14 protein-coding genes and 3 pseudogenes are annotated in these 13430 nt (G+C 69.9%); 7 read left to right on the top strand and 10 right to left on the bottom strand.

The window, feature by feature from the left end:
- Window positions 1-177 precede the first annotated feature (177 nt).
- Window positions 178-303 carry a hypothetical protein gene (locus O1G21_RS01030; protein ID WP_270139904.1) on the top strand — a complete coding sequence of 42 codons (126 nt, stop codon included), beginning with the start codon at window positions 178-180 and terminating at the stop codon, window positions 301-303.
- Window positions 304-649: 346 nt separating this feature from the next.
- Here the strand turns inward: O1G21_RS01030 and O1G21_RS01025 are convergent, their stop codons facing one another.
- From O1G21_RS01025 to O1G21_RS01010, 4 genes are all read right to left on the bottom strand, one after another.
- Complete coding sequence (locus O1G21_RS01025; protein ID WP_270139902.1) at window positions 650-1063, bottom strand: hypothetical protein; 414 nt, start codon at window positions 1061-1063, stop codon at window positions 650-652.
- 90 nt (window positions 1064-1153) lie between these two features.
- Window positions 1154-1435, bottom strand: coding sequence for a hypothetical protein (locus O1G21_RS01020; RefSeq protein WP_270139900.1), 282 nt, complete (start codon window positions 1433-1435; stop codon window positions 1154-1156).
- A 259-nt stretch (window positions 1436-1694) separates the two neighbouring features.
- Window positions 1695-3287, bottom strand: coding sequence for an ISL3 family transposase (locus tag O1G21_RS01015; protein ID WP_270139898.1), 1593 nt, complete (start codon window positions 3285-3287; stop codon window positions 1695-1697).
- Window positions 3288-3403: 116 nt separating this feature from the next.
- On the bottom strand, window positions 3404-3727 hold the full coding sequence (locus O1G21_RS01010; protein WP_270139896.1) for a hypothetical protein: 324 nt from the start codon (window positions 3725-3727) through the stop codon (window positions 3404-3406).
- Window positions 3728-3876: 149 nt separating this feature from the next.
- Here O1G21_RS01010 and O1G21_RS41615 point away from each other — a divergent pair.
- Window positions 3877-4095, top strand: a pseudogene (locus tag O1G21_RS41615) (replication-relaxation family protein); the annotation flags it as partial.
- A 140-nt stretch (window positions 4096-4235) separates the two neighbouring features.
- Window positions 4236-4805: a hypothetical protein gene (locus tag O1G21_RS01005; protein ID WP_270139894.1), complete on the top strand. Its 570-nt coding sequence runs from the start codon at window positions 4236-4238 to the stop codon at window positions 4803-4805.
- On the opposite strand, the gene O1G21_RS01000 is transcribed toward O1G21_RS01005, so the two are convergent.
- Window positions 4762-5709 (bottom strand): AraC family transcriptional regulator, encoded by a 948-nt coding sequence (locus O1G21_RS01000; RefSeq protein WP_270139892.1) that lies wholly within the window; start codon window positions 5707-5709, stop codon window positions 4762-4764. The two genes, O1G21_RS01005 and O1G21_RS01000, sit on opposite strands and share 44 nt — an antisense overlap.
- Before the next feature lie 82 nt (window positions 5710-5791).
- Here O1G21_RS01000 and O1G21_RS00995 point away from each other — a divergent pair, with 82 nt between their 5' ends.
- Both O1G21_RS00995 and O1G21_RS00990 read left to right on the top strand, forming a co-directional pair.
- Window positions 5792-6628 carry an NAD(P)H-binding protein gene (locus O1G21_RS00995; RefSeq protein ID WP_270139891.1) on the top strand — a complete coding sequence of 279 codons (837 nt, stop codon included), beginning with the start codon at window positions 5792-5794 and terminating at the stop codon, window positions 6626-6628.
- A gap of 411 nt (window positions 6629-7039) precedes the next feature.
- Window positions 7040-7672, top strand: coding sequence for a TetR/AcrR family transcriptional regulator (locus tag O1G21_RS00990; protein ID WP_405000568.1), 633 nt, complete (start codon window positions 7040-7042; stop codon window positions 7670-7672).
- A gap of 55 nt (window positions 7673-7727) precedes the next feature.
- On the opposite strand, the pseudogene O1G21_RS00985 reads toward O1G21_RS00990, so the two are convergent.
- From O1G21_RS00985 to O1G21_RS00975, 4 genes and pseudogenes are all read right to left on the bottom strand, one after another.
- Window positions 7728-8222 (bottom strand): annotated as a pseudogene (locus tag O1G21_RS00985) (nitroreductase family protein); the annotation flags it as partial.
- A 7-nt stretch (window positions 8223-8229) separates the two neighbouring features.
- Window positions 8230-8382 (bottom strand): annotated as a pseudogene (locus O1G21_RS41610) (NF041680 family putative transposase); the annotation flags it as partial.
- 31 nt (window positions 8383-8413) lie between these two features.
- On the bottom strand, window positions 8414-8665 hold the full coding sequence (locus O1G21_RS00980; RefSeq protein ID WP_270139890.1) for a transposase: 252 nt from the start codon (window positions 8663-8665) through the stop codon (window positions 8414-8416).
- A gap of 11 nt (window positions 8666-8676) precedes the next feature.
- Window positions 8677-9885, bottom strand: coding sequence for an IS110 family RNA-guided transposase (locus O1G21_RS00975; protein WP_270139889.1), 1209 nt, complete (start codon window positions 9883-9885; stop codon window positions 8677-8679).
- 509 nt (window positions 9886-10394) lie between these two features.
- Here O1G21_RS00975 and O1G21_RS00970 point away from each other — a divergent pair.
- Window positions 10395-10625 (top strand): hypothetical protein, encoded by a 231-nt coding sequence (locus O1G21_RS00970; RefSeq protein WP_270139888.1) that lies wholly within the window; start codon window positions 10395-10397, stop codon window positions 10623-10625.
- Between the two features lie 107 nt (window positions 10626-10732).
- Here the strand turns inward: O1G21_RS00970 and O1G21_RS00965 are convergent, their stop codons facing one another.
- Window positions 10733-12457, bottom strand: a complete 1725-nt coding sequence (locus O1G21_RS00965) for a hypothetical protein (RefSeq protein ID WP_270139886.1) — start codon at window positions 12455-12457, stop codon at window positions 10733-10735.
- A gap of 382 nt (window positions 12458-12839) precedes the next feature.
- On the opposite strand from O1G21_RS00965, the gene O1G21_RS00960 reads away from it, so the two are divergent.
- Window positions 12840-13256 (top strand): hypothetical protein, encoded by a 417-nt coding sequence (locus tag O1G21_RS00960; RefSeq protein WP_270139884.1) that lies wholly within the window; start codon window positions 12840-12842, stop codon window positions 13254-13256.
- Window positions 13257-13430: the final 174 nt, after the last annotated feature.

Genomic DNA, 13430 nt, shown 5'->3' with positions numbered 1-13430 from the left:
TCGGCGGCGCTGCTCCCGCCGTCCCGGTCGCCGTGCTGGTGGGGACGGCTCGCGCGAGTTATCAAGTGACGTCTGGTGGTGTGGCCGCCGTCCTGGCCGGTGCCGTCCTGCTCGCCGTGGTTCCGGCGGCCTGGGTGCTGTCCTGGGGTCGTCCTCGCCGCCGTCCTGGGCCGCCGCGTGGAGATGTCCGACGGCCTGATCCACCAGATGCGGCTGCTGACCGAGTACACCGCCAAGAAGGAGGGCCTCGTCGGGAAGCAACTTGAGCTGTACTCTTCGGGGCGTGCGGCCGCTACGGCCTGAACCCGTGGTGAGCGGCACATCGGCCCCGCCCGGAGCGACCTGGTTGTCGGGCTGGGAGCTGACCGACCACCAGACCGCGCTCCGGGACGCGTTCCACCGGCATGCCGAGACCGTCTCCGGCTGACCCGCCCCGCACCCGCCACCCGCACCCCGCCGTCCCGGCCCACCCAGGTCGGGACGGCCGCCCGGGACCGAATGTCACTTCTCCTATGCGCCGGCCGCGCAGTGACCACCCGAACGAGCCCAATGCGTGCGGAAGTTCGAGCGGGAGCCGTGCCCCTCGGTCTGGGAGACGTTTCTGACCGAAGCCGCACAGCCCGTGTTCAACATTCGGGGTCAAGGCTCCCTACCTCTTCACGGTGAAGTAGGGGCGCCCGTCCACGGTCAGTTCGAGCACGGTGCCGTACCGGGCGCGAGCCTCGGCTACCTTCCCCGCTCCTTCCGGGACTTGCGAGCAGCGGTGGTACGTGCCGCCGCTGGACGGCGACAGACAGGATGCGGGCTCCTCGATCCGGTTCACGAGCGGCAGATCCAGCCGGTCCCAGTCGATCGTGAGGCCGTCTGTCGCCAGTCGCGGGCTGGGCATCGGTCGGCCGTCCGGGTAATGACCTCGGGTGCGGTGGTACTCCAGGGCGTAGCGGACGGTACCGGGTGTGTACGGTCCGTCCTGGCCGTTCTGGTCCACCGGACCCCACCTGGTGAGGTCGGCCGCGCGGATGTCGGGCAGCACCGAGGTGATGTCTCCCCTGGCTTCGTTCACGTGAAGTGGTTCTGGCACAGATCTTGGGGAGCGGTCGCGGAGGGTGACAGGTTCGTTCGATTGCGGGGAGGGACACGACCCCGGAGACCGTCAGCGTTCGCGCGTTCTGGTCCACCACCAGCCCGTCGTCGCCCACTCGCTGTAGTTGGGCTCCGGCAAGGTACGGCGCTCGAATTCCTCATCGATACGCGTGATCAATCGGCCCAGGTCCCGTTTGGCTCCGGGCGGAAGGTACAGCATCGCCCACTCCAGGTCATCGCGGGCATCTCCCACCCCCGGCGAATCAAACGCGGAGGCGTCCAGGTAGCGTCCGGGCTGCTTGAGAGCCCGCTCGAAACACGCGATTGCGTTGGCGACCGCGTTGGGCCACATCTCCTGGTCTTCGACCCGGCGGATCGCTGCACGAGTCCGCGCGGAGACACCGGGGACCCTCAGGACCGGATACTGCCATCGTGGCCGCCACCGCTCTGCACGGACGGCCTTGGGACGCCTACGCGGCATCGCCCTTTCGGATCAACATGAGGTCATCCTGCCACGGTTGGGCACCTGCATGCACTGGCTATATGTCGGCCGCGGCAGGGGTTTCCTACTGTCCGGTACTCGCGCAGCTCTTGGGGAACATCGCGAAGTGTTACTGGAGAAGGATCATCTTGCGGAGCAGTTCGAAGCCGGCGCGGCCGTAGAGCTGCCGCTTGATCTTCTTGATGCGGTTGACGGCGCCCTCGATGCTGCCGGAGCTCCAGTCGAGAGTGAGGCCTGCTGTCACGGCGTCGAGGTCTCGGAGCAGGTGGAGGGCGAAGCCGGTGAGGCCCGGTAGCTGGCTGGCGTCGACTGCGTCGATCCAGGTGGGGAGTGTGGAGCCACGGCGGTCGGCGAGGATCTCGCCGAAGTCGCGAACGTGTCCGGCGACCTTGTCCAGTGCGGGGCAGCGGGCCAGGACCGCCTTCAGGCCGGCCCGGTCCTCCTCGTTCAGGGTCGAGGGGTGTCGGGTGACCCAGCCGGTCACCTGCCGCACCGTCGGCGGCCGCGGCGGCACGCCGACCGGAGCCTTGCGGAGGGTGGCGATGTGGGAGCGGACCATCTGGTAGGTGACGGGCGCATTGTCGGCAACGAGTTCACTGTGGAGGCGGGTGACGCTGGTGCATCCCGCGGCGAAGCGTCGCTCCAGGTAGGGCTTGTAGGGGTCCAGCCTGTTGGGCCGGGGGCGGTTCTCGCGGACGGTGTCCTGCCAGCGTGCGGCGTTCGCGTACCGGAGGACGGTGTTGAGGCCCCAGCCCAGGTGCCGGGCGATCGCCCGGCGTGAGTGGCCTTGGGCCAGGAGCTCGTGAACCAAGGCGTGTGCCGCCTTCTTTCGCTCGGCGCGTCGACCGACGGGCTCCGAGTCGTCCTCCGGTCGACCGGGAACAAGCCCAGTGGCCTCCGGCGGCATACCGCTGGGCGACGGGTTGTGCAGGCAATCGCGATGGGCGGCGACGCAGGTCTCCACGGCCCGGCCGAGGCCCTGCCACAGATGGAACCGATCAGCGACCTGCAGAGCGTCAGGGGCACCGCGCCGTGCGCCCTCGGCGTAGGCACCGGCCCGGTCCCGGCAGATAATCTCCACGCCGGGGTGACGGGCCAGCCACGCAGCCAGCGGCCCGGCCTCACGCGTCGGGAGCACATCGACCACGCGATGGTCTTCGACGCTGGTCAAAACCGTCGAGTAGGTCTGGCCGCGACGGATCGCGAAATCGTCCACGCCCAGCACACGCGGAGTGCTGAACGTGGGATCGGGCAATGCCATGACCCTGCGCAACAAGGTCGTCCTTCCCGCGCCGAAGCCCAGCTGGGCTGCCAGCCGGGCGCCGGCCCGACTGGCGAGCGCGAGCCCTACGCGCTCCAGGGCATGGTTGAGCCGGGTGGTGAACCGTGCGTACGGGGCAGCCAGCCGCGAGAACCGCTCAGCAAACGTCCGACGCGGGCAGTTCGCCGCCCCCCAGATGAAACGCCGGACCACCAACCGGATCACGAAGCCCTGCTCAGCGAGCGGAAGATCCTTCAACCTGCGGCGATAGCGGTCGTGCACCCGGTCCGAGAAGCGGCCACAGTCCGGACACTCCGCCCCGGAACCCCGGCCCCGCGCCACCACCTCGACCGTACCGAACAAGGCGGTCACCGCATCGACGTCCACGTCGTCGATCCCGTCGAACACGAGCGAGTCCCAGAACGATGCGTTGTTCTGCATGACCAGCACGATCACAGCCACCGGCCGACCACGACAGAGACCACCGAGGAGTTGATGGAGCGTCACTTCCGGCTGCCGGGTAGCCAGGCGTACGCGATCTCACGCAACCCAGCCCCTCACAATCGAACACCAGGGTGACGCTCCGCAACCGCTCCCCAAGATCTGTGCCAGAACCCACAACTCGTGATCAAAGCCACTCCCCGGACGCTGAAGTCCGCGATGGCGCGCATCTTGCAGCTCAACAACACCTGTGTACGTGACTCCAGGAGGTTCTGGTTGTGCCTCTCGCAGGTGTCGTCGAGCAGGGTGAGCACGGGTTTCAGCCCCTCTACCCGGCCCAGGCGATCGATCAGGTCGCGGATTCGGGCCTCCTCCGCCGCTCGCTGCGACTGTGCCTGCGGCGCCTTGGCTATCTCCGTCAGTTCGTCGCCGGTCGGCACGCGATCGCACCCCGCGACCGCCCCTGTCAGCGCCGCCGCGAGCACCAACTTGCCGACCCGCCCCCACCGAGACACCGCGTCTCCCCGCACTCGTCCGTCACATCCGCCCCCACCCTCCACTGACGAACGGATCCAACGCATGAGTACGCGTGCTCAACTCACTCGTCGTCGACAGGATCGGACCGGTGACGTCCGGGGCGACTGAGGTGGAGTTCCTGCTGCCGAGCGGGAAGCGCAAGGTAGGTCCGGACGCGGTGTGGCAGGCCCCGGAGATCGGGGTGCTGGTGCTGATGGTGGAGGTCGACGGCTCGACGATGTCGCCGGAGCGGGTGGCCGCGAAGTTCACCGCCTACCGTGAGCTGTTCCGCGTGAAGGTCCGCGCCAACGACCCGGCCCTCGCCGACAAGGAGAGGCCGACCGTACGGTGCACTGGTGGCGTCGGGCCTACCCGGGGCACACCCGGCCGGGGTACCCGCCGGTCGCCCTGGTCGTCACCGATGCCGGGCCGGTGGCGCTGGCCAACCGGCAGCAGGCGGTGGCGGACCTGGCGCGCGATGCCTGGGGCGGCGGCTGGTGGGTCGTCCGAGGAGACGATGCCGACGGGGACGGCTGGCGCGAGTACGACGATGCGGTGCCGGTCATCGCGACCACGCTGAAGTTGCTGGTCGAGCAGGCCGGCGACCGACTCGTCGACGAGATCGAGGTCCGTCATCGAGCCCACCTGGAACCACAGCTGGGATGGTCACGCCGAGCCTCGTCGATCACCATGGGTGAAAGGTCGACACCAGGCGTCGAGACTCAACTCGTGCAGGTGGGCGGTGACGTGTCCCGGGCCGCAGCCCACGTCCGCCACCGGCCCGCCACCGGTGGCGAGGACCAGGTCGGCGAACAGCGCCGGAGCCGCTCGAAGGTACGGTGCCCCGGCCAGAGCCTCGCGCATGTGGTCGGCTCAGCTGACCGCGACGGTGTCGTAAGAGGTCCGGGTGTCCGTCGACCAGCCGTCGGCGTTCATGCCCGACGCTGTAGTCCAGTGGTCAAGTTCCGTGCACAGCCGTCCGCCGCCAGCCCGACGGACTGACCCCTCGGGCCCGCTTGAACGCCACGCTGAACGCGAACGCGTCCGCATACCCCACCTCGCGCGCCACTGCGGCGACAGTCTTCTCCGTGTCGCGCAGCAGGTCCGCGGCCAGGGCCATCCGCCAGGCGGTGAGGTATGTGAGCGGGGGCTCGCCGACCACGCCGGTGAAGTGCGCGGCGAAGGCGGCCCGGGACTGGCCGACCCGCGCGGCCAGTTCGGCGACCGTCCATCGGTGCGCCGGGTCCTCGTGCAGCATGCGCAGAGCGTCGCCGACAGCCGGGGTGGCCAGCGCCCGGTACCAGGAGGGGGGTTCGGCCTGCGGTCGGGTGCACCAGGCGCGCAGCGCCAGCACCAGTACGAGGTCCAGCAGCCGGTTCAGGACGGCGTCCTGGCCCGGCTCTTCCTGGGCGACCTCGGCGGCGAGCAGGTCCAGCGCCGCCCGGGTGCGCGGCCCGGTGGGCACGACGGCCAGTTGCGGGAGCAGGCCGAGCAGACGCTTGCCCGCGTCGCCGCGGAGTTCGTAGGCACCCCGGAGCAGGGTGGTGGCGCCGGGCAGCCCGTCGCCGTACGTGCGGGGTGCCAGGTTCTGCCGCGCCGCCGTCCCGCTGTCGATGAGGTGCTTCCGTCCGCCGCGGACGACCACCTGCGGCGGGGTGTCCGGGGCGTCGGCGATCGTGAACCGGTTGATGCCGCCGATGAGGGCGATGTCCCCGGCGGCCAACCGCACCGGCGCGGCCTGCGGATCGTCGTCGAGCCGGACCGAGGCGTGGCCGCCGAGGGTGGCCACGACCGTGAGCGGAGGGGCGTCGGCGAAGGTCATCGACCACGGTGGCCGCTGGATCAGCTGCCGGATCTGCGCGTTCCTGGCGCGGGCCCGGTGTAGTAGATCGCTCAGGACGTCCATGTCGGCCACGCTAGACGATCACAAAGGGATCGGCGACGGTCTCCCATGGATCGTCTTTCTCGGCGGGGGTTGTCTGGAGGGCATGAAGACCATCCTCGTTCTCGGCGGCACCGGCACGACCGGCCGCCGCATCGCCCGCCGCCTGACGGCCATGGGCCGGCCGGTCCGTACGGCCTCCCGAACCGGCGGTGATGTCCACTTCGACCTGGACGACCCGGCGACCTGGGCGCCCGCCCTCGACGGCGCTGCCGCCGTCTATCTCCTGGAGCCCAACCTGCAGCCCGGCGTGGACCGGCAGGAGCGCATGCCGCGCTTGGTCGCCGACGCGGTCGCAGCGGGCGTGCGGCGGCTGGTGCTGCTCTCCGCCCACGGCGTCGGCCGGGCCGACGACGGCCACCCGCTCAAGGCCGCCGAACGGGCCGTCCGCGACTCCGGCGTCGACTGGACCATCCTGCAACCCGACTGGTTCGCGCAGAACTTCAGCGAGACCTTCTGGCTGCCGGGCGTCCTGGCCGGCACCCTCGCCCTGCCCACCGGTGACGGGCGCACGCCGTTCGTCGACGCCGAGGACATCGCCGAGGTCGCCGCCGCGGCGCTGACCGAGAACCGCCACAGCGGACAGACCTACCAGCTGACCGGCCCGCAGGCGATCGGCTTCAGCGAGGCGGCTGACCTGATCGCCGCCGCCACCGGCCGGACGGTCCGTCACCTCGACGTCGATCCTGACGTCTTTGTGGACCGCATGGTCGCCGAAGGCGCGCCCGCTGGCGTTGCTCGTCTACTCACCGGCCTGCTCGTGGACATCCGCGAGGGCAGGGGCGCGGGCGTCTCCGACGGCGTGGCGCGGGCGCTCGGTCGGCCACCCAGGTCGTTCGAGGACTACGTCGCCGAGGCCGCCGCCGCAGGCCGCTGGAGCTGACCCGACGGGCCACCGGTCAGTACACCGGTGTGACTTCGCAGTCTTGCGCCGGACCCGCACGAGAACTGGAACGGCCACCGTGATCATCAAGGGTGTGCGGACTCCTGACGGGCGGTGGCCACGGCCCACGGGATGGACGCAGCCCGCTGGCGGGCTGCGTTCGACCAGGCCATGGCTCGGATCGCGGGCCGGTTCAAGCGGGTGGAGCCGCGTGCCACAGCCCGCGCCTATCCACTCGCGCGAACCGCTCCTCCAAGCCTGGTGCTCAACTGGGCTGCGGTCAGCAGCGCGACCGGGCCCGCGCATGTGAGCGGCAGCGGCCCTGGCCACCTGCGGGAGCTCCACAGCGCCGCCGGGGTCAGCGGCTCGCGCACACGAAGCCGCTGTCCGCCTTCACGGAGGGAGCCGCGGATGGGGTGCGGGTCGATCGCCCGGCCCGCACCGTCCGCGACGGCCAGCGCAGTGGGAAGCCAGTCCCGCAAGACAGGGTCATCGGCTTGCCTCGCTCGCGACGAGATACCGGTCGCCGTAGCACACGTCCAACGAACCGGCTTGCTGGGAGCGGTGGTCGGGCGGCGAAGAACTGCGCGCCGACGGCAACACGACCTCTTCGCGGCCGTCTACCAGCAGGCGGCGGACCGGTTGCTCGCCGAGACCCGGTTCGACCCGGGCGATACCCTGGTCGATCAGCTGATCCAGGGACTGGACACCCACCTCGACTACTTCATCGCCAACCGCAACGCTGTCCTCGCCGCCAACCGCGTGCTCGCCGGCGACCCGGTCATCCAGACGATCATGACCGACGAGCTCGACGCCCTCCGCGCCCGACTGCTGGGCGTTCTCCCGCTCGCCAACGAGAACGCGCGCGAGGCGGTCTCCAGCGTGCTCCGGAGCTGGCTGGTCTTCGTGCAGACGCTCTGCGTCGACTGGCTGACCAGGCAGACCTGCACCCGCACCGAGCTGCACGACGTCCGCGTCGGCGCGGTGCTCGGCGCCATCCGCCCACTCCTCGCCAGCGATCCCGCCCCCGACCGGCCGCGCTGAAGCCACTCGCACAGCGCTACAACGGGCGATCCTCTGGATGTCGACCGCCTGGCGGTCACAACCCGATGAAGCTCACTGTTTCCGCCATGTCCGCCCGCCCGGTACGCAGCGGTGGTACGCCTTCCTTCTCGTAGCCCACCGAGACGCCGCAGAACAGCACGAGTCCGCCATCGGCTCCGACTATCTGGCTGACGGTCTTTCGGTACATGGTCCACATCACCTGCGGGCAGCTGTGCAACCCCTCCGCCCGCAACAGCAGCATGACCGTCTGCAAGTACATCCCTGCGTCTCCCCACTGTCCGGGCCCCATGGTCCGGTCGACGTAGCAGAACAGGACGACCGGCGCTCCGAACGCCTCCGAGTTCAGTGCGGCGATCTTCCTGGGCCGGTCGGGGTCGTCGCGCCCGATTCCCAGCGCTTGGTATCGCTGGGCGGCCGCGGCCGAGAAGCGGTCCAGATACGGCGAGGTCAGTTCGGCCGGGTACATCGGATACTCCCGCTCATCACCCGGGTCGCCTGCCAATGCCCTGGCCGTCGCACGCCTCTTAGCTTGACGTTTAACCTCGCGCGGCGAGGTGGGCCTGGAGCGTGGGTTCGCGTTTGACGGTCTTGCCGACGTCGTGGCGGGGTGCCGGGTTGCGGTTCTTCGAACCCGGTGGCCGTCCGGGGCCAGGTCGGGAGGGTTTCGGCACGCGGGCCGGAGTGGGGAGAGGCTGTCGCACGACCTACTCCATTCGGGAGTCAAGAGCGCGATCTTGCGGTGCCAGCGAGGAGCTTGCTGAGGTTGTGGACGGTGCCGAGGAGCTTGATCTCGGTGTCGACGGCCCGGTGTCCGCGGTAGTTGAGGTGTCGGCCGAATCGCTGGAAAAGCTGGGCGAAGCCCGGCTCGACGAGCGCGCTGCGCTGGCGGTACTGGGCCCGGCCGGTCGGGGTCGCCAGGCGGTCGGCCATGGCCTGTTGGCCGGCGGGGGGTGCCTCTATGTCCTTCGTCAAGGTCGATCGGGTCATGCGGGCACGGCTTCGGGGGTGCGGGTCTCGTAGAGGGTGCCGTCTCGGAGCATGGCGAACAGGACGCTGATGCGTTGGCGGGCGAGGCGGAGGAGGGCCTGGGTGTGGGTCTTGCCGCGGTCTCGTTGCCGGTCGTAGTAGGCCCGGGAGTCGGGGTCGTGGAGGGCGGCGAACGCGGAGAGGAACATGGCCCGTTTCAGGAGCCGATTGCCGGTCCGCGGGGCGTGTTCGCCGTGGATGGAGGATCCGGAGGACTTCGTCGCCGGAGCGAGGCCGGCGTAGGAGGCCAGGTGGGCGGCGGTGGGGAAGCTGGTGCCGTCGCCGACGGTGACGAGCAGGGTGGCGGCGGTCCTGACGCCGACCCCGGGCATCGAGGTCAGGACCTTGGAAAGAGGGTGGGCCTCCAGCAGTTCGCCGATCTGGGCTTCGACGGCGCGTCGTTGCTCGTGGACGGCGGCGAGCGAGCGGGCCAGGGAGGGCACCACCGTGTCCAGGGTGGTGGTGCCGGGGACGACGACGGTCTGCTCGTCGAGCGCGGCGAAGATCTCGTCGACCAGGCGCTCGGCCATGCGCGGGGCCTTGGGGCGTATGAGGGTCACGAGTCTTCGCCGGCCGGCCTTGCGCAGGGCGGCCGGCGAGCCGTGCTGTTCCAGCAGGTGGGTGACGGCGGGGTGGTCCAGGCGCGGGCCGAGAACGCGTTCGAGGGAGGGGTGGAACTGCGTGAGCAGGCCGCGCAGGCGGTTGCTGGTGCGGGTGGCCTCGGCGGCGAGGTCCTGGTCGAAGCCGGTCAGGACGGTGAGCTGGGCCGCGGTCTCGTCGGCGAGTTCGAGGGCGCGCAGGGTGTGGGGCATGGTGCGGGCGGCGTCCGCGATCACGCGGGCGTCGCGGGCGTCGGTCTTGGCTTCGCCGGGGTAGAGGTCGGCGATGCGGCGCATGGCCAGGCCGGGCAGGTAGGCGACCTCGCAGCCGGCGTCGCGGGCTACGGCGAGTGGCAGGGCGCCGATCGAGGCGGGCTGGTCGACGATGACCAGGACGCGGCCGAACTTGGCGGTGAGCTTGTCGAAGACGGCCCGCAGTTTCGGTTCGCTGTTGGGCAGCCGCTTGTCGAACACGGTTTTGCCGGCGGCGGTCAGGCCGTGGCCGTGGTGGTCGCCCTTGCCGACGTCCAGGCCGAGGAAGACCGCGATGTCACTCGTGTCGAACACCGAACCCCCCGAGGGTCGTTCATCGTCCTGGCCTCGCCCTTTGGCACCGTTCGCGCGCATCCACGTTACGCAGACCAGGCATCCGTCAGCGGCCGGGCGTTGCGCTCGGCCGGGTGCCGGTCAGGCCTCTCATCAGCGGTCATACGGTGCTCCGGGCCGCGGTGACACCACCCCCCAGGTCATACCTTCGACAGGGGGCAACAGTCATACCGGGCCCGGAGGCCAGGAGCCCCGTTTCAGGGCCACGAAGAAGGTAACGGGTCTGGCGCTTTGCGGGGAATCCCTGCCTGGTCAGCCTCGCTGGTGACCGAGACCAGTAGCGGCAGGTCGGCGAGTTCCTCGAAGGAGGCGGCGCTGGCGTATCCGCTGTCCGCGAGCCAGAGCAGGATGTCGCCCGGAAGACCTGCCGCAGTCGGCAGCTTCTGCCCGGCTGGTGGTCGCCATGCAGATCTGCAGGGGCGGCCGGGCTCCGGCGAGCGCCATCTCCAGCGCCTCCCACCGTTCCCGCAGTGGCAGGTCCCGGATGTCGCGGCCCGCAGCGCCACCGGCCGCAAGGCCGTCTTCGACCTGTCACCGACGACGACCACCAGGCCGTCCGGGACCTCACCCGCCACCTCGACCCCGACACGCTGCGCCAGGTCATGAGCTGGCTGGAGCGCACCCGTATCGCGGCCCTCGCGCTGCGCGGCACCGAACAGGCCCGGCCCGTCCGGCCCGTCGTACGGCGCAACCGGTTCTGACGGACCGTGTCCGGATTTCCCGTCACGCCTTTGCCCGCGGCGGCTGACCGCAGCCTGCCGACAACCAGCATGCGCTACAGGGCGAACGTGGCCTGATGCGGTACTAGCTAAAGGAACCTGCCTCCCCCATTTTCACCCCCCACGTAGATTGTCCGGGTGACAGCAAGGGGACCGTTGACAAGTACTCCATATTCGCCACCTTCGTTAACCCGAAAGACATACCCCTGACCGTCCCGGCCTTTGACTTCCATGCCCGTGTCGATACCCACATAGCCGTTGGGGTGGGTGAACAGCGCCCGCGTATGTCCCTCGCTGACCGTCATCCCTCCCTTGACGGTGAGCCGCTTCTTCACCAGCGCCGTGCCGGTGACCAGATCGTTCACGTCGGCCTTGCCGGCGGCGACGGTCCCCCAGTCCCTTCCCTGGCCGTGGAACACGTTCAGACCCGACTCCGGGAACTCGATCCAGCCGTCGCCGGTGCCGGGGCCCTGGACCCATTTGGTGTTGATGCCGTTGAGGTCGGCCTTGTCGGCGGCGATGTTGCCCCAGGCCCCGCCGCCGTCCTTGCGGACGTTGATGCCGGACTGCGGGAACTCCACCCAGCCCTTGCCGCCGTCGCGATCGCCGACCCAGGTGGTGTTCAGGCCGTGGACGTCGACCTTCTCGGCGGTGAAGGTGCCGCGCTCCTGACCCCCGTTGTCCTTGTAGAGGGTGGCGCCGGGTTCGGTGAACGCGATCCAGCTCTGGCCGGCCTCGCGGCTGCCCACCCACGGGGTGTTGACGCCCTCCTCCGCGTCGACCCGGGCGGCTGTGAGGATGCCAGGGGTGGCGTTGTGGCCGTGGTAGATGTTGACGCCGCGGTTCGGGAAGGTCATCCAGCCGGCGTCGTCGGTGAGCCCCTGGACCAGACGGGTGGTGACGTCGTCGGCCGTCACCGTTCCCAGTCTGCCGTCCGGCAGCTGGACCTTCACGCCGTTCGTGGCGAAGGTGACCCGGCCCTTGTCGGTCGTCCCCTCCACCCACGGGGTGCGCGTCCCGCTCTCGAACTCGGGGACGACCGCGTGGACGGTGGTGGTGAGGAAGTACCCGCGCTGCTGCTGTCCGGCGCCGGGCGCGTTCGCGACGAGGGTGTAGGTGGTGCCGCGCTTCGGGGCGGGGATCTTCGGGGAGTACTCCCGGTAGCCCGGACCCACAGCCGGCTCTTGGTGGATCACGGTCCCCGTCTGGTCGACGATGTCGTAGTTGAGGTCGGTGGGCCCGTCCCACAGGAGCACGAGCTGCTCGTTCGCGTCACCGTTCACCAGGGACTTCTCCGGTCGGAAGTTGCGCGGGACTTGCGGCGTCTGCTTCACCAGGCCGAGATGAGTGGTGAAGTGGCCGTCCCGCCTGGCGACGCCGCCGTCGCCGCCGTACGCGTTGTCGCGGATCTCCAGCAAGCTCAGGCCCGCGCCCTCGGAGACCGGGACGTTCTCCAGCTTCAGCACCAGCGCCCCGTGACCGGCCAGAAGCGCGTGCTTGCGCGTGGGAGGCTGCGCGCGGGAGAGCCGCGCCCGGAAGCAGTCGTTGACGCTGTCCCACGCGAACTCCAGCGCGTCGTCGAGCGGGTGCTGGTACGTCCGCTCGATGCTCGCGGTGACCGCCGAGGGATTGTCCGTCAGGTTGGAGGACAGGTTGAGCAGCGGGATGGCCACATCGATGTGGTCCCACTTCACCTCGGCCTGGTGGGTGTTGGAGACGATCACGTACACCGTCCCCAGGGACGGTTCGTTCGTGAGCGACGCTCGGAGTGATGTCGGATCCGTCACGATCTCGTAGTGCAGCAAGGACGGCACGGTGCGGTCTCCCTACCTCGGCGTTTCACGCGATGCGGGCTGACGACGGAATGGGTGCCAACAGTCCTGTCAACGGTAAGCACCGTCCCGTCGTCCATGAGACGCGATTGCCCGGAGCTGTCCCGAACCGGTCCCCGCTCTGGCCGGAATCTCAGTCGCTTCTCGGCGGGCACCGGGCCCGGTCGGGTCAGTGCCAGTCGAGCCCGAGCGCTCCGTGGGCTTACGCAAGAGTGGGCGGCCGGGTCTCCAGTACTTCGAGCACCTCGACCGAGGCGGACATCACGATGTAGGCGCTGCCGATATCGATGCTCGTCCACCAGGTGTCCTGGTCCACCCGTTGTCCGACGACGCCCCACTGGACACGCGCACTACAGTGATCCACATGGACATGCAGACGACGGTCGCGCGCCTGGCTGAGGAAGCCGAGCAGCAGATCCGCGACCGCGTATGGGAACTGACCCCGGGCGACCGCGGCCTCGCGGTCCAGGTCGAGGCCGGGCTGCGCGAGGCTGTCGGTCCGCCGGACGCCCAGGAGGTGCTGCCGGAGAAGGACCGACTGGAACACCTGCGGGAAGTCCTCGCCGTCCTCGCCATCGCCCTTGCCAGCACCCACGGCCGCCTGGCCTGGTTCCTCTCCGGCGCCATCACCGCGCTCGAACCCGTCCTGCACTGGCGCGCCCTGCCCGCCGCAGACGACCACGCATTCGGCACCGTCCCCCCGACCCCCGAGCACTACACCGAAGCCGAGGACGCCGTCCGCCGCCTCCAGGCCACCCTCGCCCGCATCACCGCCGGCTGACACTCCGGCAGAGCGCCGACCTCCGCGCCAGGGCGGCCAGCCTCGCTGGCTTTGCTTCCGCACCGGACGGTAGACCGCCGCACCCCTCCAGCCCCGGCGCCTACAGCTCACCCTGTCCGTCTGGTGTTTGTGGGCGTTTCATGCGGTTTCCGGGGGATTCTTCATACCGGATGG

Origin of the sequence: Kitasatospora cathayae (assembly GCF_027627435.1) — a bacterium.
Lineage (GTDB): Bacteria > Actinomycetota > Actinomycetes > Streptomycetales > Streptomycetaceae > Kitasatospora > Kitasatospora cathayae.
The sequence above is the reverse complement of the archived record's forward strand: the minus strand, read 5'-3'. Positions and strand labels throughout refer to the sequence as shown.

Coding starts and splice junctions, on each gene's coding strand:
- O1G21_RS01020 (WP_270139900.1), bottom strand. CDS start 1,435: ATGTGGCCCAACGCGGTCGCCAACGCAATCGCGTGTTTCGAGCGGGCT.
- O1G21_RS00990 (WP_405000568.1), top strand. CDS start 7,040: ATGGGGTGCGGGTCGATCGCCCGGCCCGCACCGTCCGCGACGGCCAGC.
- O1G21_RS00995 (WP_270139891.1), top strand. CDS start 5,792: ATGAAGACCATCCTCGTTCTCGGCGGCACCGGCACGACCGGCCGCCGC.
- O1G21_RS00960 (WP_270139884.1), top strand. CDS start 12,840: ATGGACATGCAGACGACGGTCGCGCGCCTGGCTGAGGAAGCCGAGCAG.
- O1G21_RS01015 (WP_270139898.1), bottom strand. CDS start 3,287: ATGCAGAACAACGCATCGTTCTGGGACTCGCTCGTGTTCGACGGGATC.
- O1G21_RS01000 (WP_270139892.1), bottom strand. CDS start 5,709: ATGGACGTCCTGAGCGATCTACTACACCGGGCCCGCGCCAGGAACGCG.